Source organism: Rhodococcus sp. RS1C4 (assembly GCF_002258225.1).
GTDB lineage: Bacteria > Actinomycetota > Actinomycetes > Mycobacteriales > Mycobacteriaceae > Rhodococcoides > Rhodococcoides fascians_E.
Window position 1 is genome coordinate 60,400 of sequence record NZ_NOXZ01000003.1, and the last position, 23,598, is coordinate 83,997.

The following is a 23,598-nucleotide window of genomic DNA, read 5'->3' on the forward strand; positions in this document are numbered from 1 at the left end:
GCCCCCACCGTCTCGCGCTGTCCCCCCCGACACGAAGACCGCGCTCGTTCCCAGGCGAGAGCGACTCCGGCCCGAAGGCTAACGCATGCGCGCACGGTGAGCCAGCCCTCGCGTCGAGCGTCGGAATAGCTCGCAGTCCTCGCTGGTTGTCTTCACGAAGAGCGTTCGGTCGCTCTCGAACACGATATTTCTCGTCGAAAGGCTGGCAGCGCGCATGTCCTCATCCCCGTCGCAACCGTTCTCCGTACCGGTGTCGATCCTCGATCTGGCACACATAGGTCCAGGTGAAAGCGTCAGGGACAGCTTCGATGCGAGCGTCGAACTCGCTCGACACGCGGAGAAATGGGGTTACCGGCGAATCTGGTACGCCGAGCACCACAACATGCGCACCATCGCGTCGTCGGCGACCAGTGTGCTGATCGGTCACGTCGCCGCGAACACAACCACCATCCGGCTCGGGTCGGGCGGAGTGATGTTGCCCAACCACGCGCCGCTGACGATCGCAGAGCAGTTCGGCACCCTGGCCACGCTGCACCCGGGACGCATCGATCTGGGCCTCGGCCGAGCACCGGGCAGCGACCAACAGACCATGCGTGCGATGCGCCGAGACCCGTCGTCGGCGGACCGCTTCCCGCAGGAAGTTCAGGAATTGCAGGGGTTCCTCTCCGACAATTCTCTCGTGCCGGGCGTGGTGGCAACGCCGGGAGCAGGCACGGGGGTACCGCTGTACATTCTGGGGTCGTCGTTGTTCGGCGCGCAGCTCGCGGCCGCGCTCGGTCTGCCGTTCGCTTTCGCGTCGCACTTCGCACCCGATGCGCTCGAGCAGGCCGTATCGATCTATCGCCGTGAGTTCCGCCCGTCGGACCAGCTGGACGCCCCCTACGTCATCGCAGGTGTCAACGTGATCGCGGCCGACACCGAAGCCGATGCGCAGCAACAGTTCCTCGCGACCAAACGCAGTCGCGTCAGCCTGCTGCTCGGCCGTGGGCGAACCTTCACCGACGAGGAAGCGGACATGCTTCTCGACGCGCCGCAGGGCCGACAGATCATGCAGATGACCAAGTATTCGGCGGTGGGAACACCGGCAACGGTCCGGGATTACCTCGATCGGTTCGTACGCCACGCCGACGCCGACGAGTTGATCGTGGCGTCCGGGGTCGTCGACCGAGCGTCGTGGCTGCGGTCCTACGAACTCCTTGCCGAGGCGACGAATCTGCGGAGCGAGGAACCTGCGACCAGCGCAGTCTGATCGAACCGTCCGGCACGTCGCCGCAGGCCCCTGCTTCCGAGTATCGTGGGCCACGCTCGTAGCCAGGGGGGCACGAGCGGGGTGACTGTGCACGACGGGGGAACATCAGTGACGAGGGACGAGCAGTGACGGGGGATGTTTCGCAGGCCGTGAACGGACACGGCGCGCGGTTGCAGCCGAACTCGGTGGAACCGAGCACCAGGAGCGACGTGCGGGATCGTGGCGCTGCAGCGCCGCTCGACCTGTGTCGACTGACGGTGCTCGGCAAATCCGCACAGGTGGACATGGCTCTACCCACCGACGTGCCGATCTCGCTGTTGATCCCCGGCATCGTGGACATCGTCGACTCCCGTGCAACAGCTGCCAACGACAGACACGGCCGAGACTGGGTGCTGTCGAAAGTGGGGATGCCGCCGATCTCGGGCACGGCAACGCTCAACGAGGCATCGGTTCGCGACGGTGAGCTGCTCGTTCTCGGTACCGCCGACGCCCCGGCGCTACCTCCCCTTCACGACGATCTGATGTTCGCGGTGGCGTCCGTCGACAGCTCGGGGGATGGCTCGAGGGACGGCCTCTGGACAGCCGCCACCGCGCGGCGAGTGGGTTTCGTGACAAGTGCGTCGGCGGTGTTGCTCGCCTGCATCGCCGTGATGCTTCCACTGCTGCAACTCGGCGGTCGCGTCGACGCCGGTGAGGTCGGCGCCCGGAGCGTCACTGCAGCCGTGGCCGCGGCGACGACCGCAGTGCTGATGATCGTCGCGGGAACCGTCGTCGGGAGATTCTATCGGGACGACAGCACCGGTGTTTTTCTGTCCGCATGCGCGCTCCCACTTATGTTCGTGGCCGGATCTCGGTTCGTTCCAGGAGAATTCGGGGCACCACACCTCCTGCTCGGCGGGGCTCTGGTCGGCGCCTCAGCCGTTCTTGCACTGCGTACCGGCGGCCACGGATCCGCAGTGTTCACCGCGGCGAGTGCCGCAGCAGTCACCGTGTGCGCAGGCGCAACGGTGTCGATGTTCACCGATCTTCCGGTGAGCACCATCGGAGCGGGGACCACCGTGGTTGCGTTGGCCGCCTTGGCGGCCGCACCTCGTGTGTCGATGATGCAGGCAGGACTTCCACTACCTCCCGTACCGACGGCAGGAGCTCCGCTCGACGACGCAGGCGACGAAGACCCCACCGGCGCGGCCGAACTCGCCGATCGGGCGCGGCGAGCCCGTAGTCACCTGACCGGTCTCGTGTGTGCCGGCGGCGCGGCGGCCACGGGTGGCGCCCTTCTGGCTGCGCTCGGATCGAGCGACGCCATCTATCGGCCGGGCGTGTCCCTTGCACTCGCGACGGCCTTGCTCCTGCTGTTGCGCGGGCGAACCTTCGCGCAGGTGACCCACGCGCTTCCTCTCGTCCTCGGCGGTGCTTCGATCCTTCTGACTTTGCTCGCGGCCGTCGTGTTCACGCCGGCCGTATCCGATTCGGACGCGATCCAGCCGGCAGTCTTCGTCGCATGCGTCGCTGTGGCGCTCGTGGCGCTGTTCTTCGGTTCGGCCGTGCCCACCCGGGAGTACTCCCCGGTCCTTCGGCGCACTGCAGAACTGATCGAGTACGCGGCGATCGCCACCGTGATCCCACTGGCGTGCTGGGTGTGTGGCTTGTACACGGCCATGCGCGCGCTGTGACGGTCCGATCGAGTCGGCGCGCCCGGGCACGAACACTGACGGTTCCGATCGCTGCCGCGATGATCTCGGCAACCGTCGGAGCCGGAGTCGCGAGCGCGGACCGGCCCGTCGTCGATCCGGGGCTGCTGCCCGAACCGGGGCCTGCCGCCCCTCTCGATCCCACCGAGCAACGAAACGCCTGTGTTCCTGTCTCGGAGATCCCGGACGGCAGCGCGATTCCCGCCGAGCTTCAGGCTCTGGACTTCGCGTCCGTGTGGCCCATCACCCGAGGCGCCGGGCAGGTCGTCGCCGTTATCGACACGGGCGTCTCACCGCACCCGCGACTGCCTGGTCTGCGGCCGGGAGGCGACTACGTTCACACGGGCGACGGACTGTCCGATTGCGACGCCCACGGAACTCTCGTCGCCGGTCTCATCGCCGGGTCACGGGTGGAGGGCAGCGGCTTCGCCGGCGGCGCTCCGGAAGCACAGATTCTGTCGATCCGTCAGTCGAGCAACGCGTTTCGGATCGTCCGCGAAGGCGGTGAGCCCGACTCCGAGGATCCTGCTGCAGCGAACGCGTCGGGCTACGGCAACGTGATGACGATGGCGATGGCCGTACGCACTGCCGCGGACCTCGGCGCGACCGTCATCAACATCTCCGAAATGGCGTGCGTACCGGGTGGGACGGGTCCTGTCGACGGCCCCCTGGGCGCGGCCGTCGAGTACGCCGCCACGGTCAAGGACGTCGTCGTGGTCGCAGCCGCAGGCAACACCGGAGGCGGCGGGTCCGCGTGCGCCACGCAGAACCCCCTACCCGACCCGACCGATCCGTTCGCCGATCAATGGGATCGCGTCGCCACGATCGCAACACCGGCATGGTTCGACGATCAGGTTCTCACCGTCGGGTCGGTGAACCCCGACGGATCACCGGCGGCGTTCACCCTCGCGGGCCCGTGGGTCGACGTCGCGGCACCGGGCACGGCGATGACGTCTCTGTCGCCGACGGGCACCGGACTCGCCGGCGGCACCATCGACAATCAGGGCGGTGTGACTCCGATTCAAGGAACGAGTTTCTCGGCTCCCCTGGTCGCCGCGGTTGCTGCACTGATCAGGGCGCACCGGCCCGACCTTCGCGCCGCCCAGGTCATCGAACGCATCGAGGCCACAGCGCACGCACCCGCCGAGGGCTGGAATCCTTTCGTCGGTCACGGCGTCGTCGATCCGCTGGCCGCGGTTACCGGGCAGGTACTCGACGACTCTGCGCATTTCCCTGCCTCGCCGGTCGACATCGCCGCGCCACTCGTGCCGGAGCCGCCCGACACCCAGCCGCGGACGGTGGCTCTGACCGGCGCGGCGGCGGTCGGTGTCGTCCTCGTTCTCGGTCTCGGATTGTCACTGCCCCTGCGGCGCCGAGTCCTCCCTCATTCGGATGGAAGCAGGGCTGCGTCCGGATCTGGTCCGACACCGTCGTGAGCGGTCAAGGCTGCGTCTCGACTCAAAGCCGGCCCCACGCCGAGCAATTCGACTATCTGCCAGGGTGCGGACGCAGCCGCTCCGAAGCCGAGTGCCTTGGCCGCGTCCGCATCCGCGACCCCGTACCGCACGCCGGTGTCGGCCACGAAGAAGTATCCGTCTCGTCGCACGCTCGTCGGCGAGATCCCCGTGGTCTGCACGAAACCTCCGCTACCCGGCGCCGCGAACACTTCGTCGGCCGCAGGTCCCCCACCGTCGGCCTGGGCCAACGCAACGGGTCGAGCAGAGTCCGGCAGCGGAAGCACTCTGCCCGAGGAGAATTCGAGACGTGCGGTGGGGCCGCCGTCGGGCGCGTCCTGTGGGAGCCAGGCCACGCAGGCCACCGGCTCGGACCGACGATCGACGATCGACGGCCGGGACCGCGGAAAAGTCTTCACCCCGAGCGAGTCGGCCGACGGTGCATCGCTGAGTGCGTCGGGAGTCAACGAGTCGATCTCCGGACTCCCCTGCGAGTCGGCGAACGTGATCAGCTGCGCGGTGGCAACGCTGACCTCCTGAATCCCCTCGGAGAGGACCACGTAGTAACGATCCTCGGTGTCGACCACTTTCACCACCGAGCCGACGGTCTTCCCCGCGAGCGAGTAGGCGGGTGACTCGCCCGCCCGCGGAATCAGCGGCGGTGTGATCGGAGGAACCACGGGCACGGTGTTGGCCAGTGCCTCGCTGACTCCGGAGGGCACGGTGTTCTCTAGCCCGAGCGCTCGAACGACCGACCTGTCGTTCAGATCGATCGCGGCGCGTACACCGTCGTAGACGAGAAAGACCCCGTCTCCGGTCTCCCACAGGAAAGCCTGGGTGTCCTGCAATTGTTCGATGCCGTCACCGTGTCGGGGATCGCCTGCGATCACGGTCGTGCCCGCCACGGACCCCGCCGCGCCAACGGTGTCGCAGACGCTCCACGCGACCGACGTACCGTCGACGTCGTACGGCAGCGACGACGGCGCACCGGGTATGCCCACCAACGCCCCTCGCGGCCTGTTCGCGAGCTCGCTGTCCTTGACGATCGTCGGATCGTCCGCCTGCCCGACGACGAGGCGTGCCGACGCGAGATTCAGCACGGGATGGAAGGTTTCGTCGACGCGGACGAACATCGCGCCGGATTCCTTGCCGACTACGATCGCCGAGTCGCCGATCTTGTCCTGGGGCCGCAGCAGAGCGAGCGCTGCGCACCCGGCAAGTCCGATGCACGCGATCACGAGACCGACTGCGAGTGCACGGGATTGAGAGCGCATGGGGTCGTGCAGCATTCGCACGTCCCGCCGAACCAATGCGTGTTCCATTCGGCGAACGAGGAATCTGTATCCGCCGACCTGCCATTTCGTTGTCGGCGTCGCCGCCACGGTGCCCCCTACCGTTTCTTCGGACCCGACACACCCTCGGGTCCGTCCCCGGCGCACACCCTACTACCCACCCGGCCACGACCGCCGTCGACGACCGCTCGGGGACGGCGAGCACGAGGTTTCAACATCGTTGCGCACAGCGTAGAGTCGCCGCTGAGCCGCGATGGGGGTCCGGCTCGTCACACGGACAGCCTTCGGGGGGAGGATTTCATGATGGCCGCGCTACCGGGGCGCCGTCGCCCGGCCCGCACGTCGGTATTTCGAGCACCGACCCTGCGTCGAGCTCTGGGAGTCGAAGTATTCGCGGTCCTGGTCTGCCTCTCGGCGGTGCTTGCCGAGCTTCCGCCCCTCACCGTCGTGCTGTGTGCACTGCCGTTCGCGCTGCTTCCGTTCGTCGTCGTGGGCGGACGCCCCCTCCTCGACTGGGGGTTCACGTCGGCTCGATATCTGGCGGGGACCGTCCCCTCGACAGGCGTCACCACCGAGTACATCGACGGCGACGGAACCGCCGTCGGAGTGCACCGGCGAGGGACCATGGTCTCGTGTGTGTTGGAACTTCTCCCGACACCTGGAGCCACCACCAGGCTCGGACGGTCGACCGCCATGACCGACTCTGCGTTCGGCCTCGGCGACCTCACTGAATCTCTTGTCCAACACGACATTTCTCTGAGCCGAATCGACATCGTCTCGCACGGGTCGAGAACGGCACCGGGATCACCTGCGACGGACGTGTACGAGAACCTGATCGGCCCGCTCCCCGCCGTCTCGGCTCGGTCGGTGTGGGTCACCGTGACGCTGGACGAGCGGAAGAACCGTGAAGCAGTCGACGCCCGTGGCGGCGGCCGCGACGGTCTGGACCGGACGATCGCGATCGCTACCCGGCGAGTTGCGCGGGCGTTGGAGGCCGGTCGCGTACGTACTCGGACGCTCACACGCTCGGAGATTCACGCCGCCGCCTCACGCATGTGCCGCGGGACGTCGTTCGAATCCCTCACCCAGCGTTGGTCGATCGCTCCTCTGCCGGGAGTGATCAGGACCGGTTTCGGGATCGATTGCCGAGGGCTGGACACCGAAACTCTCGAAGATCTGTGGTCGGTGCCCGCGTCCACGTCGACCGTCGTCCTCCGCATCCAGCCGAGTTCGGGTGTCGGCGTGGTGTTGCTCTCCGGATCCTGCGGATTCGTCACCAGGTCGGCAGTCCCGACGCCGTCCATTCCGCGTCCGGTGTCGATGCGTGGTCGCCAACGGGAAGCCCTGCTCACGTCACTGCCACTCGCGATCACCGCCCGCGGGTACGCCGATCCCGTCAGATCCATCGACCAGGATCACGCAGCACAGCTCCGGTTGCCGACGTCGGGATGTGGGCAACTTCTCGGTTCGGACGCATCCGGCCACGGAGTCGCGGCGCGGATCCACGGCACGGACATCGGATCGGTTCACGTCGCCGGCGAGCTGTATCTCGCCCAGCAGCTGGTCTTCAGGGCTGTCGCCACGGGTGCACGTATTCTGATCCGTACCGACAGACCCCACGCGTGGGGTCCACTCGTCGACTCGCTCGCAACTCCGGAGCGGTTGAGAATCGACGGAGGCCCACACCGAACCGGTACACGGGTGGATCTGGTGGTGCACGACTTCTCCGACACGATGAGCACACCGGGTCAGGTCCGCAACGACGGGGTCACCGTGCTGACACTCACCGAGCAGATTTCACGAACACCGATGCCGGACCCGACGGTGTCCATTCACCAGCCGGGCGCGGCCGGTGATCGCATCCGGGTTCGAACGTCCACGAGCGAGGTGGAACTGGTCCTGGTCACCATCCCACAGGAGACAGCCTTCATCGGCCGACCGCGCAGTCTGCGACGTTCGAACTCGACCTACTGACCGGCTCCTAGGAATGCGGATACGGGTCGACAGCGACTCGTGCCGCTGCAGCCGACGCCCACCACCACAGCTGATCGAGCATTCGGTTCGCTGAATCCAACTCGGGGCCGGTCTCAGGAATCCGATTGCCGCCGAACACCTTTCGCGCACGTGCGAATCCGACGCTGTCTCGCACCGTCACCATGTGCAGTTCGGTTGCAACCGAACGCAACTGCTCCACCGCTCGCGCACCTCCGAACATGCCACCGTAGGACACGAACCCGATCGGCTTGCCTCGCCATTCGTACTTCAACGTGTCGAGGGCGGTCTTCACCGACGCCGGGTAACCGTGGTTGTATTCGGGCGTCACGACGACGACCGCGGCGGCCGACGAGATCGTCTCGGCCAGTCTCTCGGCACCCGCCGACGGCGACAGATCCGACTGCAGCTCCAATTCCAGCAGATCGAGCAGCGACACGGAGAACTCCGCCCGCTGCCCGGCGACATCCACGAACCACTGGGCCACCGAAGGCCCCAACCGCTGCGGCCTGACGCTCCCGACGATCACCGCGAGTTCGATGCGACCACTGCTCATCGGTCGAGCCTAACGGCGACCGGTCAACAACAGAATCCGGAGGCCGGAATCTCCGGACGGACTTCGCGGGTTGCTGCATTACGTTCGGCGAGTTCCTCGTCCCGTGGATAGTCGACACCCACCAGGGAAAGACCGTGTGCCGGAGCGACCGTCACCGCGCTGGACCTCGAGCGGGTCTCGAGCAACGACGCTGTCCACTCCGGACTTCGTCGTCCCTCCCCCACCGCCTGGAGAGCGCCCACCAAGCTCCTGACCATCGACCAGCAGAACGCGTCGGCGCTCACGTAGGCCGTGACGTGGTCGCCGTCCCGCTTCCAGTCGAACCGTTGAAGCTCCCGGACCGTGGTTGCACCCTCGCGGCGCTTGCAGAATGCGGCGAAATCGTGGAGCCCGACGAGCCTCGCCGATGCGTCGCGCATCGCGTCGAGGTCGATCTCCCGCGGCCACGACACGATTGATCGACGGTCCAACGGGTCGACTCCGTAGCGTGCCACGCTGAACCGGTACTCGTAATGTCGTCGCAGCGCCGAGAAGCGTGCGTCGAAGTCCTTGCTGACCGTCGTCAATGCCGTGACACGCACGTCGGTCGGTAGAAACCTGGCCATTCGTCGTATCAGTCGATCCGGTTCGTCGACTCCACCGACGACGTCGGCATGCGCGACCTGTCCGCGTGCGTGGACGCCCGCATCGGTGCGGCCGGCGACGGTCAACTCGACGGGCTGACGTAGCACTGTCGAGAAGGCTTCCTCGAGAACACCACACACCGTGCGGATCCCTGGCTGACGTGCCCAGCCGGAGAAGTCGGTTCCGTCGTAGGAGATGTCGAGGCGCAGTCTCCGGGACGCCGAAAAAGCGGACCCGCCGTTCCCGGTGGGAACGACGGGTCCGCTTGCGCTGAACTCCGAGACCAAAGTGGACTAGTCCTTCTTGCCCTGGTCTTCGGTGGACACAGCTTCGGCCTCGGACGCGTCCGACGCGTGGGCGTCCTTGTCCTCGATGCCCTCGACGACGGCGTCGGCGTTCTCGACCTGAGCGTCGGTCGCGTCGGCTTCGACAGCCTCGACGACGTTCTCCTCGGCCGACTCTGCAGCGGCGGGAGCCTCTGCAGCAGCCGGTGCGGTCTGCGACGCCTTCACGCGACGAGCGCGATCTGCCTCGTTGGACACCGTCTGCTCGTTGACGAGTTCGATGATGGCCATCGGTGCATTGTCGCCCTTGCGGGGGACGGTCTTGATGATGCGTGTGTAGCCACCGTCGCGATCGGCGAAGAACGGCCCGATCTCGGCGAACAGCTTGTGCACGACATCTTTGTTGTTGATCGTCTTGAGAACCTCACGACGATGAGCGAGATCACCCTTCTTGGCGTGGGTGACAAGCTTCTCGGCGTGCGGACGAAGGCGCTTGGCCTTCGACTCGGTGGTGGTGATGCGGCCGTGCTCGAAGAGTGCCGTCGCCAGGTTGGCCAGGATGGCCTTCTGGTGCGACGCCGACCCGCCGAGACGGCGGCCCTTGGTGGGCTTGGGCATGATGAATCTCCTAGTAAGAGCTCAAAGCGAGCTGATTACAGCTGTTCTGTCTCGGCGTAGTCCTGCTCGGCGCCTTCGCTGTCCGCGAAGGATCCAGCATCGGTGTCGCTCCACGTTCCCGTGGTGGCGTCGTATCCGGGCACGGTGGTCGGATCGAAGGACGCGGGGCTGTCCTTGAGCGAGAGGCCGAGCGAGTGCAGCTTGACCTTCACCTCGTCGATGGACTTCTGTCCGAAGTTACGGATGTCCAGCAGATCGGACTCGGTACGGCCAACCAGCTCGCCGACGGTGTGAACACCCTCGCGCTTGAGGCAGTTGTAGGAACGGACGGTGAGGTCCAGGTCCTCGATGGGGAGTCCGAAGGAAGCGATGTGGTCGGCCTCGGCGGGCGAGGGTCCGATCTCGATTCCTTCTGCTTCGACGTTCAGCTCACGGGCGAGGCCGAAGAGCTCAACCAGGGTCTTGCCCGCAGATGCGAGCGCGTCCCGCGCGGTGATGGAGTTCTTGGTCTCCACGTCGAGAACGAGCCGATCGAAGTCGGTGCGCTGTTCGACGCGAGTGGCCTCCACCTTGTAGGTGACCTTGAGCACGGGCGAGTAGATCGAGTCGACCGGGATACGGCCGATCTCTGCGCCCGAAGCCTTGTTCTGAACGGCGGGGACGTAACCGCGACCGCGCTCTACGACGAGCTCGATCTCCAGCTTGCCCTTGTCGTTCAAGGTCGCGATGTGCAGATCCGGGTTGTTCACCGTGACGCCGGCCGGGGGAACGATGTCGCCTGCGGTGACAGAGCCGGGGCCCTGCTTGCGGACGTACATGGTGACCGGCTCGTCCTCTTCGGAGCTCACGACGAGACCCTTGAGGTTCAGGATGATGTCGGTGACATCTTCCTTGACTCCGGGGACAGTGGTGAACTCGTGGAGAACGCCGTCGATGCGGATGCTGGTGACAGCAGCGCCGGGGATCGACGACAGCAGGGTACGGCGGAGCGAGTTGCCGAGGGTGTAACCGAAGCCAGGCTCGAGCGGCTCGATGACGAATTTCGAGCGGTTGTCGGCGATGACCTCTTCGGTCAACGTCGGGCGCTGTGAAATGAGCATTGTGTATTCCTCCTGTACGGACGTCCGCTATTTGACGTCCACGTGTGGAGGCGAGAACGCCTGCGGGTATCGATGACACCCGCAGGCGTGCTGCGCCTTACTTCGAGTAGTACTCGACGATGAGCTGCTCCTGGAGCGGCACATCGATCTGTGCGCGCTCCGGTACCCGGTGAACCAGGATGCGAAGGCGGTTGGGAACGACCTGCAGCCACGGGGCAACCGGACGATCGCCGTAGCTCTCGCGTGCAACCTGGATCGGGAGAGTCTGTGCGGACTTCTCGCGGACATCGATGATGTCGTACTGCGAGACGCGGTAGCTGGGGATGTCCACTCGCTGGTTGTTGACCAGGAAGTGTCCGTGCGTGACCAGCTGGCGTGCCTGACGACGCGTGCGAGCGAGGCCCGCACGGTAGATGACGTTGTCGAGTCGCGTCTCGAGGATCGTCAACAGGTTCTCACCGGTCTTGCCGGGGCGCTTGTTGGCTTCCTTGTAGTAGAGACGGAACTGCTTCTCCATGACGCCGTAGGTGAAGCGTGCCTTCTGCTTCTCCTGCAGCTGGAGCAGGTACTCGCTCTCCTTGATCCGCGCGCGACCGTGCTGGCCGGGCGGGTAGGGGCGACGCTCGAACGCCTGGTCGCCTCCGACGAGGTCGACGCGCAGACGACGCGACTTGCGGGTAGCGGGACCGGTATAACGTGCCATTTTCTAAACCTTCCTTCCCGCTAGACCCGACGCCGCTTGGGCGGACGGCAGCCGTTGTGCGGCTGAGGGGTGACATCGGAGATGGTGCCGACCTCCAGGCCAGCAGCCTGGAGCGAACGGATAGCGGTCTCACGGCCGGAGCCGGGACCCTTGACGAACACGTCGACCTTCTTGACGCCGTGCTCCTGCGCCTTGCGGGCAGCGTTCTCGGCTGCGAGCTGCGCGGCGAACGGAGTCGACTTACGCGAGCCCTTGAAGCCCACGTGTCCCGACGACGCCCACGAGATGACGTTGCCTGCCGGGTCGGTGATCGACACGATCGTGTTGTTGAACGTGCTCTTGATGTGCGCAGATCCGTGCGGGACGTTCTTCTTGTCCCTGCGACGCGTCTTCTGCGTCTTCTTCGGGCCTGTACCGCGTGCTTTAGGGGGCATTACTTCGCCTTCTTCTTGCCGGCAATGGTGCGCTTGGGGCCCTTACGGGTGCGCGCATTGGTCTTGGTGCGCTGTCCACGTACGGGCAGACCACGACGGTGGCGAAGGCCCTGGTAGCAGCCGATTTCGATCTTGCGACGGATGTCGGCCTGCACCTCGCGGCGCAGGTCGCCCTCGACCTTGAGGGACTCCTCGATGTACTCGCGGAGCTTGGTCAGATCTTCGTCGGACAGATCCTTCGAACGCAGATCCGGGCTCACGCCGGTTGCGTCGAGAATCTCCTTCGAGCGGGTACGGCCGACGCCGTAGATGTAAGTCAGTGCGATCTCCATGCGCTTTTCGCGCGGCAGATCCACACCTGCGAGACGTGCCATGTGGCATTCCTTTTCATGTCCGGAGGTCTGCTCCCAGTCCGTCCCCTGTGCCTCTGTACTGCCGAGAACCTTGCGGCTCTCCAAAACTCAGTGGGGCCCCGGCCTCCGTGCCGGGGGTGTGCCGCAACTCGAATGTTGCGGTTGGTGCTGGGAGGTCTTCTTCTAGCTATGTGCCAAGCAGAAACGCGAATGCTCGGTGGTTATCCCTGACGCTGCTTGTGACGCAGGTTGTCGCAGATGACCATGACTCGTCCGTTACGACGAATCACCTTGCACTTCTCGCAGATCTTCTTGACGCTCGGCTGAACCTTCACGTCGTTGATCTCCTGTGTGTAGCCCTCGCGCACCGCACAGCGGTACGTCGCGAGCATGGTTCTCTCCGACCGGACCTGGCCGGAGAAGCTTGTTACTTGTAGCGGTAAACGATGCGTCCACGCGTGAGGTCGTACGGAGAGAGCTCCACTACGACGCGATCCTCGGGGAGGATGCGAATGTAGTGCTGGCGCATCTTTCCACTGATGTGTGCGAGCACCTTGTGGCCGTTCTCGAGCTCAATGCGAAACATCGCATTGGGCAAGGGTTCGACTACCCGGCCCTCGACCTCGATGGCACCGTCTTTCTTAGCCATATCCTCCGCGTCCCTGGCTTAACACCTGGTTGATTGCATCTGTTTTGCGTTACCGTGATGCTCACTGGCCACCGACCGAAGGCCGGGGGAAGCAACCGGTCGAACAACCGCCGGCTTGCGCAGGCATGCGAACAACCGGAACGCAGAGCGCACCGCCGACCTATGCTACCGGCAAAGTCGCACCAGGCCAAATGCATGATCGACCCATGGCAAGCTGAACTGATGCGCGCGGTGATCCAACGGGTTTCGGAAGCATCCGTCACGGTCGACGGCCACGTCGTCGGCTCCCTGATACCGGCCCCCGGAGGCCAGGGCCTGGTCGTCCTCGTCGGCGTCACCCAGTCCGACGACGCACGGATCGCCGACGCGCTGGCGGACAAGATATGGCGGATGCGAATCCTCGACGGCGAGAAGTCTGCAGCCGACGAACTCGCGCCGATCCTGGTGATCAGTCAGTTCACGCTGTACGCCGACATCTCGAAAGGACGTCGACCATCCTGGAACCGCGCTGCGCCCGGCGCCGCGGCCGAGCCGTTGGTCGACCACGTCGTACATCGACTACGCGACCTCGGCGCCACCGTCGAGACCGGGCAATTCGGAGCGCACATGAAAGTGTCACTGGTCAACGACGGACCGGTCACCATCACCGTCGAACTATGAATTACTCGAGCGCCGAACTACTCGTGCGTCGAACTACTCGAACCTCGGACTACTCGTACGTCGAACTACTCCGGCCGCAATGTCAGAATGCGGGGGCCGTCCTCGGTCACGGCGACAGTGTGCTCCCAGTGCGCGGCACGAGAGCCATCGGTGGTGACGACAGTCCATTCGTCGTCGAGAATCTCGGTTTCGTACGTACCGAGTGTCAGCATCGGTTCGATCGCGAGAGTGGACCCGACCACGAGTTCGGGACCTTTGCCCGGAGCGCCTTCGTTGGCCAGAAACGGTTCCATGTGCATCTCGCGGCCGATGCCGTGGCCACCGTAGCCGTCGACGATTCCGTACTTGCGGCCGTGCAACTTCTCGGCGGCGTACGTTCCGTTCTCGATGGCGTGTGAGACGTCGGTCAGCCGGTTGCCCGGCAGCATGGCAGCGATTCCTGCCTCCATCGACAACCTCGTGGCCTCACTGAGCAACTCGTCGGCTTCGATGATGTCTCCGACGCCGAACGTCCAGGCGGAGTCGCCGTGCCAGCCGTCGAGAATTGCGCCGCAGTCGATGGAGATCAGGTCACCGGCAACGAGAACATCCGACGCGGAAGGGATTCCGTGAACCACACGGTCGTTCACCGACGAGCAGATGCTGCCGGTGAACCCGTGGTAACCCAGAAACGACGGAACTGCGCCCGCGTCACGGATGACCGCTTCCGCGACGCGGTCGAGCTCCAACGTCGAGACACCCGGCTTGGCCGCGTCGCGCACGGCAACCAGTGCGGCGCCGACCACGGCGCCGGCCGCAGCCATGGCGTCGAGTTCGCCAGGGCTGCGAAACGGCACTACCTTGCGCTTACGACCGAACGCCATTACTTGTCGGTGCCCTCGATCGCCTTCAGTGCGCGAGCACTGACTTCTTCCACGTCGCCGATCGCGTCGACGGTGACGATCTGGTCCGTGTAGTAGTCCAGCAACGGTGCGGTCTCGTCGCGGTAGACCTTGAGGCGATTGCGGATGACGTCTTCCTTGTCGTCCTCACGTCCGCGAGCGAGCATGCGCTCGACCACGACGTCCTCGTCCACGACGAAGGACAGGACGGCGTCGAGCTTGGCGCCGAGATCGGCGAGGATTCCGACGAGTGCTTCCGCCTGGCCGACGGATCGGGGGAACCCGTCGAGCAGGAAGCCGTTGACGGCATCCGGCTCTGCGAGGCGGCTGCGGACCATGTCGACGGTCAGCTCGCTCGGGACGAGATCACCGGCGTCGAGGTACTTCTTCGCTTCGATTCCCAGTGGAGTCTTCTCACCGATGTTGGCGCGAAACAGATCGCCGGTCGAGATGTGGGGAACGCCCAGCTTCTCCGACAGGACTGCTGCTTGGGTGCCTTTGCCTGCACCGGGAGGACCAAGAAGAACGAGTCTCACTTGAGGAACCCTTCGTAGTTACGCTGCATCAACTGACTTTCGATCTGCTTCACGGTATCGAGGCCGACGCTGACCATGATCAGCACGGCGGTGCCACCGAACGGCAGGTTCTGCGCGCCGCCGGAGCTTCCGATGTCGAGGAACAGGTTGGGCAGCACGGCGATGGTGCCCAGGTAGATAGCGCCCGGCAGGGTGATGCGGCTGAGGACGTAGTTCAGATAATCGGCGGTCGGCCTGCCCGGACGGATTCCGGGGATGAAGCCTCCGAACTTCTTCATCTCGTCGGCGCGTTCTTCTGGATTGAAGGTGATGGCGACGTAGAAGTACGTGAAGAAGACGATGAGGCCGAAGTAGATGGCGATGTAGACCGGGTTCGCCGGATTCACCAGGTACTCGTTGATGATTCGCTGCCACCAACTGGGGTCCACGGCGGTGCTTGCGGACGTGAGCTGGGCGATCAAGTTCGGTAGGTACAGAAGCGAGGACGCGAAGATCACCGGGATGACTCCGGCCTGGTTGACCTTCAGAGGGAGGTACGTCGACGAGCCGCCGTACATCTTCCGGCCCACCATGCGCTTGGCGTACTGGACAGGGATTCGGCGCTGGCCCTGCTCGACGAACACGACGCCGGCGATGATGAGGAACGCAGCGACGCAGACGAGCGCGAAGACGAGGCCTCCGCGGCTGTCGAGGATGGACTTGCCCTCGGACGGGATACGCGACGCGATTCCGGCGAAGATCAGCAGCGACATACCGTTGCCCACACCACGTTCGGTGATGACCTCACCGAACCACATCACCACGGCCGCACCTGCGGTCATGACGAGAACGATGATGACGAGTCCGAAGATCGACTGGTCGGCGATGATGTCCTGCTGGCATCCCTGAAGGAGCTGTCCGCGTGAAGCGAGAGCGACGAGGCCGGTCGCCTGCAGGATCGCGAGCGCGATCGACAGGTAACGGGTGTACTGCGTCATTTTCGCCTGGCCGGACTGGCCCTCCTTGCGGAGTTGCTCGAACTTCGGGATGACGACCGTCAGGAGCTGAACGATGATGCTCGCAGTGATGTACGGCATGATGCCGATCGCGAAGACCGACAACTGCAGCAGCGCACCACCGGAGAAAAGGTTGATAAGCGAGTAGATACCCGCTTGGTCACCACCGGAGACCTGGTCGATGCAGGCTCGGACGTTGGCGTAATCCACACCCGGCGACGGAAGCGTAGCGCCGAAGCGGTACAGGGCGACCAGACCGAGTGTGAACAGGATCTTCCGTCTCAGGTCAGGGGTCCTGAGGGCCGACACGAAGGCGGAAAGCAAAGATCCTCCTGGCACGACTGCGATGGCATCGAAACTTGCATCGAGCCACCAGGCTCTCGGCTGTTCGATCTTGGATTGCGCACGACACGGGTCGTCCGCATGAAACGCATGTTCACGTAACTCTAGAACTCTAACAGTGCGCGACGAACCGCCGGACGGACAGTCCGCGCACCACCCGACCGGTCGGCGGGCGAGCTACTGCACTGCAGCGATGGCCGCAGCGTTGCCCTCGAAAGGGGTTGCCGCTGCGGCCATCGTCACACTGTGTGCTCACTCGACCGGAGTCGAGTTCGCGGCTATACCTCGGTTGCAGAACCGCCGGCAGCGGCGATCTTTTCCTTGGCGGAACCGGTGAACTTGTTGACGGAGATGTCGACCTTCACGGTCAGCTTGCCGTCGCCCAGAACCTTGACGGGCTCGTTCTTGCGGACTGCGCCCTTGGCAATCAGGTCAGCGATGCTGATCTGGCCACCCTCGGGGAACAGGCGCTCGATGTCGCGAAGGTTCACGACCTGGAACTCGACACGGTTCGGGTTGGTGAAGCCCTTGAGCTTCGGGAGACGCATGTGAAGGGGCATCTGGCCACCCTCGAAGCGTGCCGGCACGTTCTTGCGTGCGCCGGTTCCCTTGGTACCGCGACCTGCGGTCTTGCCACGCTTGCCACCTTCACCGCGGCCGACGCGAATCTTCGCCGACTTGGATCCGGGTGCGGGGCGCAGGTGGTGCAGTTTGATGGTCATGGTTAGACCTCCTCAACTGTTACGAGGTGGCGCACCACGTTGACCAGTCCGCGAGTCTGCGGGGTGTCCTCGCGGACGACGGACTGGCGGATGCCTTTGAGTCCGAGGGTCCGCAGACTGTCCCGCTGGTTCGACTTCTGGCCGATGGTGCTCTTGATCTGAGTGACCTTCAGCTGTGCCATTACTTCACCGCTCCTGCCTGTGCACGCGCACGCAGCATTCCGGCAGGTGCAACCTCTTCGAGGGTGAGTCCACGGCGAGCCGCGACTTCCTCGGGACGCTGCAGATCCTTGAGGGCTGCGACGGTGGCGTGAACGACGTTGATGGCGTTGTCGCTACCGAGCGACTTCGACAGCACGTCGTGGATGCCTGCGCACTCCAGCACGGCGCGAACAGCACCACCGGCGATGACACCGGTACCGGCGCTGGCCGGGCGGAGCATGACGACGCCTGCTGCTGCTTCACCCTGGACGGGGTGCGTGATGGTGCCGCCGATCATCGGGACGCGGAAGAAGCTCTTGCGGGCCTCTTCGACACCCTTCTGGATGGCTGCGGGAACTTCCTTGGCCTTGCCGTAGCCGACGCCGACCAAGCCGTTGCCGTCTCCGACGATGACGAGGGCGGTGAAGCTGAAGCGACGACCACCCTTGACGACCTTGGAGACGCGGTTGATCGCGACTACGCGCTCGATGAAGTTCGACTTCTCGGCAGCGTTTCCGCCACGCGAGTTGTCACGGCGGTCGCGTCCACCACGGTTGTCACCGCGGTTGTCGCCACCACTGTTGGGTCCACTGTTCTGTCCGGCGGGGCCATTTCCGCCGTCACGCCGTTGACGTCCCGGCATCAGGCTGTCCTTCCGTTGTCAGTTGCAGTCATCATCAGAATGCCAACCCGCCTTCACGAGCGGCATCGGCCAGAGCCGCGATGCGGCCGCTGTAGCTGTTGCCGCCACGGTCGAAGACGACCGCGTCGATTCCAGCTGCCTTGGCGCGGCTGGCGATGAGCTCGCCGACCTTTGCGCTCTGCGCCTTCTTGTCTCCGTCGAGCGCACGCACGTCGGCTTCGATCGTCGATGCGGAAGCCAGGGTGTGGCCTGCCAGATCGTCGACGAGCTGAACGTGGATGTGGCGCGAAGAGCGGTTGACGACCAAGCGAGGACGCTCGGGCGTTCCGGAGATCTTCTTGCGGAGACGGAAGTGGCGACGCGCCTTCGAGAGGCGACGCTTCGTCGAGATGTCCGTGCCGCGAGGCGTGCGGTCGACCTTCGCCTTGTCTGCTGTTTGCTGGCTCATATCACTTACCCGTCTTTCCGACCTTGCGGCGGATAACTTCACCCTCGTAGCGGATGCCCTTGCCCTTGTACGGGTCCGGACGCCGCAGACGACGAATGTTGGCAGCGATCTGGCCGACTGCCTGCTTGTCGATACCGGTGATGGTGAAACGCGTGGGCGACTCGACCGTGAAGGTGATGCCTTCCGGCGCCTCGATCAGCACAGGGTGGCTGTACCCGAGTGCGAATTCGAGATCCTTGCCCTTCAGCACCGTTCGGTAACCGACGCCGTGAATCTCCATCTTGGTGGTGTAACCGTTGGTGACACCGGTGATGAGGTTCGCGACCAGGGTGCGCGAGAGACCGTGCAATGCACGGCTACGACGCTCGTCGTCGGGGCGGGTCACGGCGATGCTGCCGTCATCCGCACGTGCGATCTGGATGGGCTCGGCGATCGTCAGGCTCAGGGCACCCTTGGGGCCCTTGACCGCGACGTTCTGGCCGTCGATCGTGATGTCGACGCCCGCGGGGACCGCGACCGGCAATTTTCCAATACGTGACATGGTGGTGGCCTCCCCTACCAGACGTAGGCGAGGACTTCTCCGCCCACACCCTGCTTGGCCGCCTGACGTTCTGTGAGCAGACCGGTGGACGTGGAGATGATCGCCACGCCCAGGCCGCCGAGAACCTTGGGCAGATTGGTGGATTTTGCGTATACGCGAAGACCAGGCTTCGAGATACGACGCACGCCCGCGAGGCTGCGCTCACGGCTGGGCCCGTACTTCAGATCGACGATGAGGGTCTTGCCGACCTCGGCGTCTTCGGTGCGGAAATCAGCGATGTAGCCCTCACGCTTCAGGATGTCGGCGATGTTCGCCTTCAGCTTCGAGTGGGGAAGCTTCACCTGGTCGTGGTACGCCGAGTTGGCGTTGCGCAGACGGGTCAAGAAGTCTGCAATTGGATCGGTCATCGTCATGGTGTGACCTGTGCACCTTTCTCGCAGCGGTTCCCATGCAACACGTGCGAACTGGTGCCCCCTGGGTTGGCGAACAACCCGGGCCTGGCTCGTCACATCGTGGGCCTACAACGAAGTGAACATGTCCTGACCGACTGTTGCCGGTCAGGGGTTGCGCTCCAAGCAATGCATCTCTGCACTGCCAGGTGTTTCGAGCTTCCGCGTGGTGATGCCGCGTGCGGAGAACTCGAGGTTGCGTCTGTATTGCAAGGACTCGTGTGCAGGCACGACGAAGCCCGGGCAACCGCACTAGTGTAGGCAACCGGTGGGCAAACTCCAAATCGTTCGCCCTCAGTCCTGATCCAGCCTGTCGACGTCGATACGCGGCGCACCCTGCCCCGTCGCTCGGTTGACGACGTAGGTGACCGCCCACAGGACGACGCCGAGCAGCAGCATGGCACCGGCGATCTTGTACTGAATCATCTGTGCATCGGTTCGAGCCCACGGGCCCACCAGGAACAGGCACAGCACTGCTCCGGCGACCGGTACCCAGAACGGCGCTCGGAAGAAGGTCTTGTCCGCCCGTTGCTTCAACACCAGGCAGGCGACGTTGACCACGGCGAACACTCCGAGCAGCAACAAGCCGGTGGTTCCCGACAGGGCGCTGACCACCGAATTGCCGGACAGCCGATTGACCACGACGATCAGCACCACCGCAAGAACAGTCGTGAAAAGGATTGCGGTCCAGGGCGATCGACGTTTCGGAAGTACTGCTCCGAGTGCCGTCGGCAGGACTCGCTGCCGGGCGAGACCGTAAATGCATCTGCTGGCCATCAGCATGTTGATGAGTGCAGTGTTGGCCACGGCGAACACCGTCATGTAGGGGAATATCTCGTCGATGGGGAGACTCGGTGCACCGACGCGCACGACGTGCAACAGAATTCCTTCGCTTCCCGAATCGTAGTTCAGCGGTAGAACGGCGATGACCGCGACGACGACCAGCACGTAGATCAGGCAGGCGATGCCGAGACCGGACAACATCATCTTCGGGAAGATCTTCTGCGGCTCTTTCGTCTCCTCGACCATGTTCACGGAATCCTCGAAACCGACCATGGCGAAGAACGCGATCGTCGTGGCGACCGTCACCGCGAGAAACATGCCTTTCTCGTTCTGGTCCTCGAACACCACGAGGTTGGCGATATCGCCCTCGGCACTCCCCCGGCCCACCGCGACGAATCCGATCACGATGACGATTGCCAACGCAGCCATTTCGATTCCGGTCAGGACAACGTTGAATTTCACGGATTCTCCGACGCCCCTGAGGTTGATCGCTGCGAGAAAGCCCATGAACAGCAGCGCGACGACGAGCTGAGCCGTCGAGCCTGTTGGTATGTCGAACCAACCGAGTCCGTCTGTGGTGCTGAATGTTTCGTGTAGCCCGGCGAGCAAATTACCGGCCACGACGTTCGACGACGTCGCCGCGCTGGTGATGCCGGAACAGATGACGGCGAAAGCCACGATGAATGTCGCGAAATGAATTCCGAAAGCTTTGTGGGTGTACAGAGCCGCACCCGCAGCCTGCGGGTATTTCGTCACCAATTCCAGGTAGGAAAAGGCCGTCAGAGTCGCGACGACGAATGCGAGCACGAACGGTACCCACGCGATACCACCGACGTTGGAGATCATGTCGCCCGTGACGGCGTACACACCTGCACCGAGGATGTCGCCGACGATGAACAGAAGCAGTAGCCCTGGCCCGAGGACGCGTTTCAGTTCGCCTTGTTCTTCTTGCGCTTCGTCGTGCTTCAGTGTTGCCATGGCGAACCTCCGAAAGCGTCGGTTCGGTTCACGATAGACCTGCAGGCGTGGTCTGGATACTCGAAACGTCCACCCGTTGCAGCCGGGTCGATCGAGGTCGATAGTGCAGGTAGAGGGCGCACACGAAAAACGGGCGTGGGTTCCTGTCGGAACCCACGCCCGTCAGCGTGATGCGTCAGCGTGGTAACTACGCGAGGCCCTGAGACATCGCCGTTTCAGGGCCTGGAGGTCACCAGGAGCTCTTGTGAACGCCGGGGAGTTCTCCGCGGTGCGCCATTTCGCGAACGCAGATACGGCACAGGCCGAACTTGCGGAACACGGAGTGGGGACGGCCGCAGCGGTTGCAACGCGTGTAACCACGCACTGCGAACTTCGGCTTCTTGTTGGCCTTGTTGACCAATGCCTTCTTCGCCATGGACTCAGTTCTCCTTGAACGGGAAGCCGAGGTGCTTGAGCAGCGCGCGGCCTTCTTCGTTGTTGGTTGCGGTGGTCACCACGGTGATGTCCATGCCGCGCGGACGATCGATCTTGTCCACGTCGATCTCGTGGAACATCGACTGCTCGTTGAGGCCGAACGTGTAGTTGCCGTTGCCGTCGAACTGCGTGCCGCTCAGGCCGCGGAAGTCCCTGATTCGGGGAAGGGCAATGGAAGTCAGGCGGTCCAGGAACTCCCACATGCGGTCGCCGCGAAGCGTGACGCGGGCACCGATGGGCATTCCTTCGCGAAGCTTGAACTGTGCGATGGACTTGCGGGCCTTGCGGATCTCCGGCTTCTGGCCGGTGATCGCTGCCAGGTCGGCAACTGCACCGTTGATCAGCTTCGCGTCACGGGCGGCGTCGCCGACACCCATGTTGACGACGACCTTGACGACACCGGGGATCTGCATGACGTTGTCGTATGCGAACTCGGTGTTCAGGGCGTCCTTGATCTCGGCGCGGTAGCGCGCCTTCAGCCGGGGCTGCGTGTTCTCAGTGGTAGTCATCTCAGATGTCCTTCCCGTTCTTCCGGGAAACACGAACGCGCTTGCCGGTCTCTTCGTCGGTCCGGTAGCCCACGCGAGTTGGGTTTCCGTCCGAGTCGATGACTGCAACGTTCGATACGTGGATCGGGGCTTCCTGCGTGACGATTCCGCCCGAGGATGCGCCACGCTGGTTCGCGGAAACCGCGGTGTGCTTCTTGATCCGGTTCACGCCCTCGACGAGGACCTTGGAGTCAGCGGGGTAAGCCTGAATGACCTTGCCCTTGGCGCCCTTGTCCTTGCCGGCGATCACGAGAACGGTGTCGCCCTTGTGCACCTTCATTTACAGCACCTCCGGGGCGAGCGAGACGATCTTCATGAACTTCTTCTCACGCAGCTCGCGGCCGACCGGGCCGAAGATGCGGGTTCCGCGAGGGTCGTTGTCCGGCTTGATCAGCACGGCAGCGTTCTCGTCGAAACGGATGTAGGAACCGTCCGGGCGACGACGCTCCTTGACGGTGCGGACGATGACGGCCTTGACGACCTCGCCCTTCTTGATGTTTCCACCGGGGATGGCGTCCTTCACCGTAGCTACGATGATGTCGCCGATTCCGGCGTAGCGACGTGACGAGCCACCGAGAACGCGGATGCAAAGGATTTCCTTCGCGCCCGTGTTATCAGCAACGCGTACTCGCGACTCCTGCTGAATCACAAACTTCTCCTAGACCTGGATGTGCATACGTGCCGGATTTCCGTCCCGACACGCGCGGTCGGCTACCGCGGAGCGGGCGCACGAAGACACACCGCTGCCACAGGCAACCCGTCAAGTGTAGGGGACGCACCGGATCGAATCCAAATCGTGGCTGGTCGACACGTACGCATCCACTACGTCTCCGGGTAACCCGACGCGTGGCGGCCTGCGCCTGTGGGCCGCGCCGCACGTCGTGCACACTGGAACACGTGAAGACCCTCGCCCGCGGGGAGAATTGCCCCGCTCCCCCTGGGACGTTGACTGTCACGCTCCGAACTTCAGCGACAGTCGACGTATCGGCACTGCTGCTCGGCGCTGGCGGAAGAGTGCGCTCGGACGACGACCTGATCTTCTACAACCAGCCTTCCGGCGCCGGAGTGCAGTACCACCGGGATCCGAGCGGGCACCGGATCACCGTCGAACCCGAACGAATTCCCGCAGGTGTCGACACAGTGGCCATCACTGCCTCGCTCGACGGCACCGGTGCACCGACGTTTGCTGCCTCCGGGCCCGTCGAGACAAGTGTCGTCGACTCCACCGGGACCACCGTCGTCACGTACCCGGCCGACGCATTGGGCGCCGAGAATGCACTCGTGTGCCTCGAGATCTACCGACGCGGTGACGCCTGGAAGATCCGTGCCGTCGGGCAAGGCTTTACCGACGGCTTGGCCGGTGTCGCGACCGCGTTCGGGATCACCATCGACGACGAC

The 23,598-nt window shown here is 64.3% G+C and carries 30 protein-coding genes; 6 read left to right on the forward strand and 24 right to left on the reverse strand.

Translation table 11 applies throughout. The features are described from left to right. The first annotated feature begins 214 nt into the window (after nt 1-214). From CH289_RS00380 to mycP, 3 genes are all read left to right on the forward strand, one after another. A complete protein-coding gene (locus CH289_RS00380; protein WP_020111148.1) occupies nt 215-1,249 on the forward strand; it encodes an LLM class flavin-dependent oxidoreductase in 1,035 nt (344 codons plus the stop codon). A 125-nt stretch (nt 1,250-1,374) separates the two neighbouring features. Continuing rightward, nucleotides 1,375-2,922, forward strand: coding sequence for a type VII secretion integral membrane protein EccD (gene eccD, locus CH289_RS00385; protein ID WP_231383797.1), 1,548 nt, complete (start codon nt 1,375-1,377; stop codon nt 2,920-2,922). Further along, nucleotides 2,880-4,376 (forward strand): type VII secretion-associated serine protease mycosin, encoded by a 1,497-nt coding sequence (gene mycP, locus CH289_RS00390; protein WP_094726969.1) that lies wholly within the window; start codon nt 2,880-2,882, stop codon nt 4,374-4,376. Before eccD ends, mycP begins: the two co-directional genes overlap by 43 nt. On the opposite strand, the gene eccB is transcribed toward mycP, so the two are convergent. After that, nucleotides 4,325-5,776, reverse strand: a complete 1,452-nt coding sequence (gene eccB, locus CH289_RS00395) for a type VII secretion protein EccB (protein WP_094726971.1) — start codon at nt 5,774-5,776, stop codon at nt 4,325-4,327. The genes mycP and eccB overlap by 52 nt on opposite strands. A 213-nt stretch (nt 5,777-5,989) precedes the next feature. Here eccB and eccE point away from each other — a divergent pair, with 213 nt between their 5' ends. Continuing rightward, nucleotides 5,990-7,660 (forward strand): type VII secretion protein EccE, encoded by a 1,671-nt coding sequence (eccE, locus tag CH289_RS00400; protein WP_231383798.1) that lies wholly within the window; start codon nt 5,990-5,992, stop codon nt 7,658-7,660. 7 nt (nt 7,661-7,667) lie between these two features. Here eccE and CH289_RS00405 read toward each other — a convergent pair whose 3' ends face one another. The 9 genes from CH289_RS00405 to infA form a co-directional block, all read right to left on the reverse strand. Then, entirely contained in the window at nt 7,668-8,234 is a 567-nt protein-coding gene (locus CH289_RS00405; RefSeq protein WP_020111153.1) for an NADPH-dependent FMN reductase, read from the reverse strand. Between the two features lie 23 nt (nt 8,235-8,257). Continuing rightward, nucleotides 8,258-9,145, reverse strand: a complete 888-nt coding sequence (truA, locus tag CH289_RS00410) for a tRNA pseudouridine(38-40) synthase TruA (protein WP_019663578.1) — start codon at nt 9,143-9,145, stop codon at nt 8,258-8,260. Nucleotides 9,146-9,151: 6 nt separating this feature from the next. After that, entirely contained in the window at nt 9,152-9,760 is a 609-nt protein-coding gene (rplQ, locus tag CH289_RS00415; protein WP_019663577.1) for a 50S ribosomal protein L17, read from the reverse strand. Nucleotides 9,761-9,795: 35 nt separating this feature from the next. Further along, nucleotides 9,796-10,860, reverse strand: coding sequence for a DNA-directed RNA polymerase subunit alpha (locus CH289_RS00420; protein WP_019663576.1), 1,065 nt, complete (start codon nt 10,858-10,860; stop codon nt 9,796-9,798). A 97-nt stretch (nt 10,861-10,957) separates the two neighbouring features. Continuing rightward, entirely contained in the window at nt 10,958-11,563 is a 606-nt protein-coding gene (rpsD, locus tag CH289_RS00425; RefSeq protein WP_019663575.1) for a 30S ribosomal protein S4, read from the reverse strand. A 20-nt stretch (nt 11,564-11,583) separates the two neighbouring features. Beyond that, complete coding sequence (gene rpsK / locus CH289_RS00430) at nt 11,584-11,997, reverse strand: 30S ribosomal protein S11 (protein ID WP_019663574.1); 414 nt, start codon at nt 11,995-11,997, stop codon at nt 11,584-11,586. Beyond that, nucleotides 11,997-12,371, reverse strand: coding sequence for a 30S ribosomal protein S13 (rpsM, locus tag CH289_RS00435; protein ID WP_019663573.1), 375 nt, complete (start codon nt 12,369-12,371; stop codon nt 11,997-11,999). The genes rpsK and rpsM overlap by 1 nt, the downstream gene beginning before the upstream one ends. A 200-nt stretch (nt 12,372-12,571) precedes the next feature. Then, nucleotides 12,572-12,685, reverse strand: a complete 114-nt coding sequence (gene rpmJ / locus CH289_RS00440) for a 50S ribosomal protein L36 (RefSeq protein WP_025347279.1) — start codon at nt 12,683-12,685, stop codon at nt 12,572-12,574. 92 nt (nt 12,686-12,777) lie between these two features. Next, nucleotides 12,778-12,999: a translation initiation factor IF-1 gene (gene infA, locus CH289_RS00445; RefSeq protein WP_005140011.1), complete on the reverse strand. Its 222-nt coding sequence runs from the start codon at nt 12,997-12,999 to the stop codon at nt 12,778-12,780. 222 nt (nt 13,000-13,221) lie between these two features. On the opposite strand from infA, the gene dtd reads away from it, so the two are divergent. Continuing rightward, nucleotides 13,222-13,659: a D-aminoacyl-tRNA deacylase gene (gene dtd, locus CH289_RS00450; protein ID WP_020111154.1), complete on the forward strand. Its 438-nt coding sequence runs from the start codon at nt 13,222-13,224 to the stop codon at nt 13,657-13,659. A 65-nt stretch (nt 13,660-13,724) separates the two neighbouring features. On the opposite strand, the gene map is transcribed toward dtd, so the two are convergent. The 14 genes from map to rplN all read right to left on the reverse strand — a co-directional run bounded on the left by map (nt 13,725) and on the right by rplN (nt 22,849). Continuing rightward, nucleotides 13,725-14,522, reverse strand: a complete 798-nt coding sequence (gene map, locus CH289_RS00455) for a type I methionyl aminopeptidase (RefSeq protein ID WP_020111155.1) — start codon at nt 14,520-14,522, stop codon at nt 13,725-13,727. Next, nucleotides 14,522-15,076, reverse strand: a complete 555-nt coding sequence (locus tag CH289_RS00460; protein WP_019663568.1) for an adenylate kinase — start codon at nt 15,074-15,076, stop codon at nt 14,522-14,524. Before CH289_RS00460 ends, map begins: the two co-directional genes overlap by 1 nt. Then, nucleotides 15,073-16,395 carry a preprotein translocase subunit SecY gene (gene secY, locus CH289_RS00465; protein ID WP_019663567.1) on the reverse strand — a complete coding sequence of 441 codons (1,323 nt, stop codon included), beginning with the start codon at nt 16,393-16,395 and terminating at the stop codon, nt 15,073-15,075. The genes CH289_RS00460 and secY overlap by 4 nt, the downstream gene beginning before the upstream one ends. A gap of 296 nt (nt 16,396-16,691) precedes the next feature. Further along, nucleotides 16,692-17,135, reverse strand: a complete 444-nt coding sequence (gene rplO / locus CH289_RS00470; protein ID WP_019663566.1) for a 50S ribosomal protein L15 — start codon at nt 17,133-17,135, stop codon at nt 16,692-16,694. A gap of 2 nt (nt 17,136-17,137) precedes the next feature. Next, complete coding sequence (gene rpmD, locus CH289_RS00475; protein ID WP_019663565.1) at nt 17,138-17,317, reverse strand: 50S ribosomal protein L30; 180 nt, start codon at nt 17,315-17,317, stop codon at nt 17,138-17,140. Further along, complete coding sequence (gene rpsE / locus CH289_RS00480; protein WP_019663564.1) at nt 17,317-17,979, reverse strand: 30S ribosomal protein S5; 663 nt, start codon at nt 17,977-17,979, stop codon at nt 17,317-17,319. Before rpsE ends, rpmD begins: the two co-directional genes overlap by 1 nt. 34 nt (nt 17,980-18,013) lie before the next feature. Continuing rightward, on the reverse strand, nt 18,014-18,427 hold the full coding sequence (gene rplR / locus CH289_RS00485) for a 50S ribosomal protein L18 (protein WP_020111156.1): 414 nt from the start codon (nt 18,425-18,427) through the stop codon (nt 18,014-18,016). Nucleotide 18,428: 1 nt separating this feature from the next. Further along, nucleotides 18,429-18,968 (reverse strand): 50S ribosomal protein L6, encoded by a 540-nt coding sequence (gene rplF, locus CH289_RS00490; protein ID WP_026347514.1) that lies wholly within the window; start codon nt 18,966-18,968, stop codon nt 18,429-18,431. Nucleotides 18,969-18,982: 14 nt separating this feature from the next. Beyond that, a complete protein-coding gene (gene rpsH / locus CH289_RS00495) occupies nt 18,983-19,381 on the reverse strand; it encodes a 30S ribosomal protein S8 (RefSeq protein ID WP_019663561.1) in 399 nt (132 codons plus the stop codon). A gap of 330 nt (nt 19,382-19,711) precedes the next feature. Then, nucleotides 19,712-21,178 carry an APC family permease gene (locus CH289_RS00500; RefSeq protein WP_019663560.1) on the reverse strand — a complete coding sequence of 489 codons (1,467 nt, stop codon included), beginning with the start codon at nt 21,176-21,178 and terminating at the stop codon, nt 19,712-19,714. A 229-nt stretch (nt 21,179-21,407) separates the two neighbouring features. Beyond that, entirely contained in the window at nt 21,408-21,593 is a 186-nt protein-coding gene (locus tag CH289_RS00505; RefSeq protein ID WP_019663559.1) for a type Z 30S ribosomal protein S14, read from the reverse strand. 4 nt (nt 21,594-21,597) lie between these two features. After that, nucleotides 21,598-22,161, reverse strand: coding sequence for a 50S ribosomal protein L5 (gene rplE / locus CH289_RS00510; RefSeq protein WP_019663558.1), 564 nt, complete (start codon nt 22,159-22,161; stop codon nt 21,598-21,600). Between the two features lies 1 nt (nt 22,162). Continuing rightward, nucleotides 22,163-22,480, reverse strand: a complete 318-nt coding sequence (gene rplX / locus CH289_RS00515) for a 50S ribosomal protein L24 (RefSeq protein ID WP_019663557.1) — start codon at nt 22,478-22,480, stop codon at nt 22,163-22,165. Next, nucleotides 22,481-22,849: a 50S ribosomal protein L14 gene (gene rplN / locus CH289_RS00520; RefSeq protein WP_008718280.1), complete on the reverse strand. Its 369-nt coding sequence runs from the start codon at nt 22,847-22,849 to the stop codon at nt 22,481-22,483. A gap of 248 nt (nt 22,850-23,097) precedes the next feature. On the opposite strand from rplN, the gene CH289_RS00525 reads away from it, so the two are divergent. After that, nucleotides 23,098-23,598: TerD family protein (locus CH289_RS00525; protein WP_256976896.1), on the forward strand; the 501-nt coding region annotated here is incomplete at its 3' end.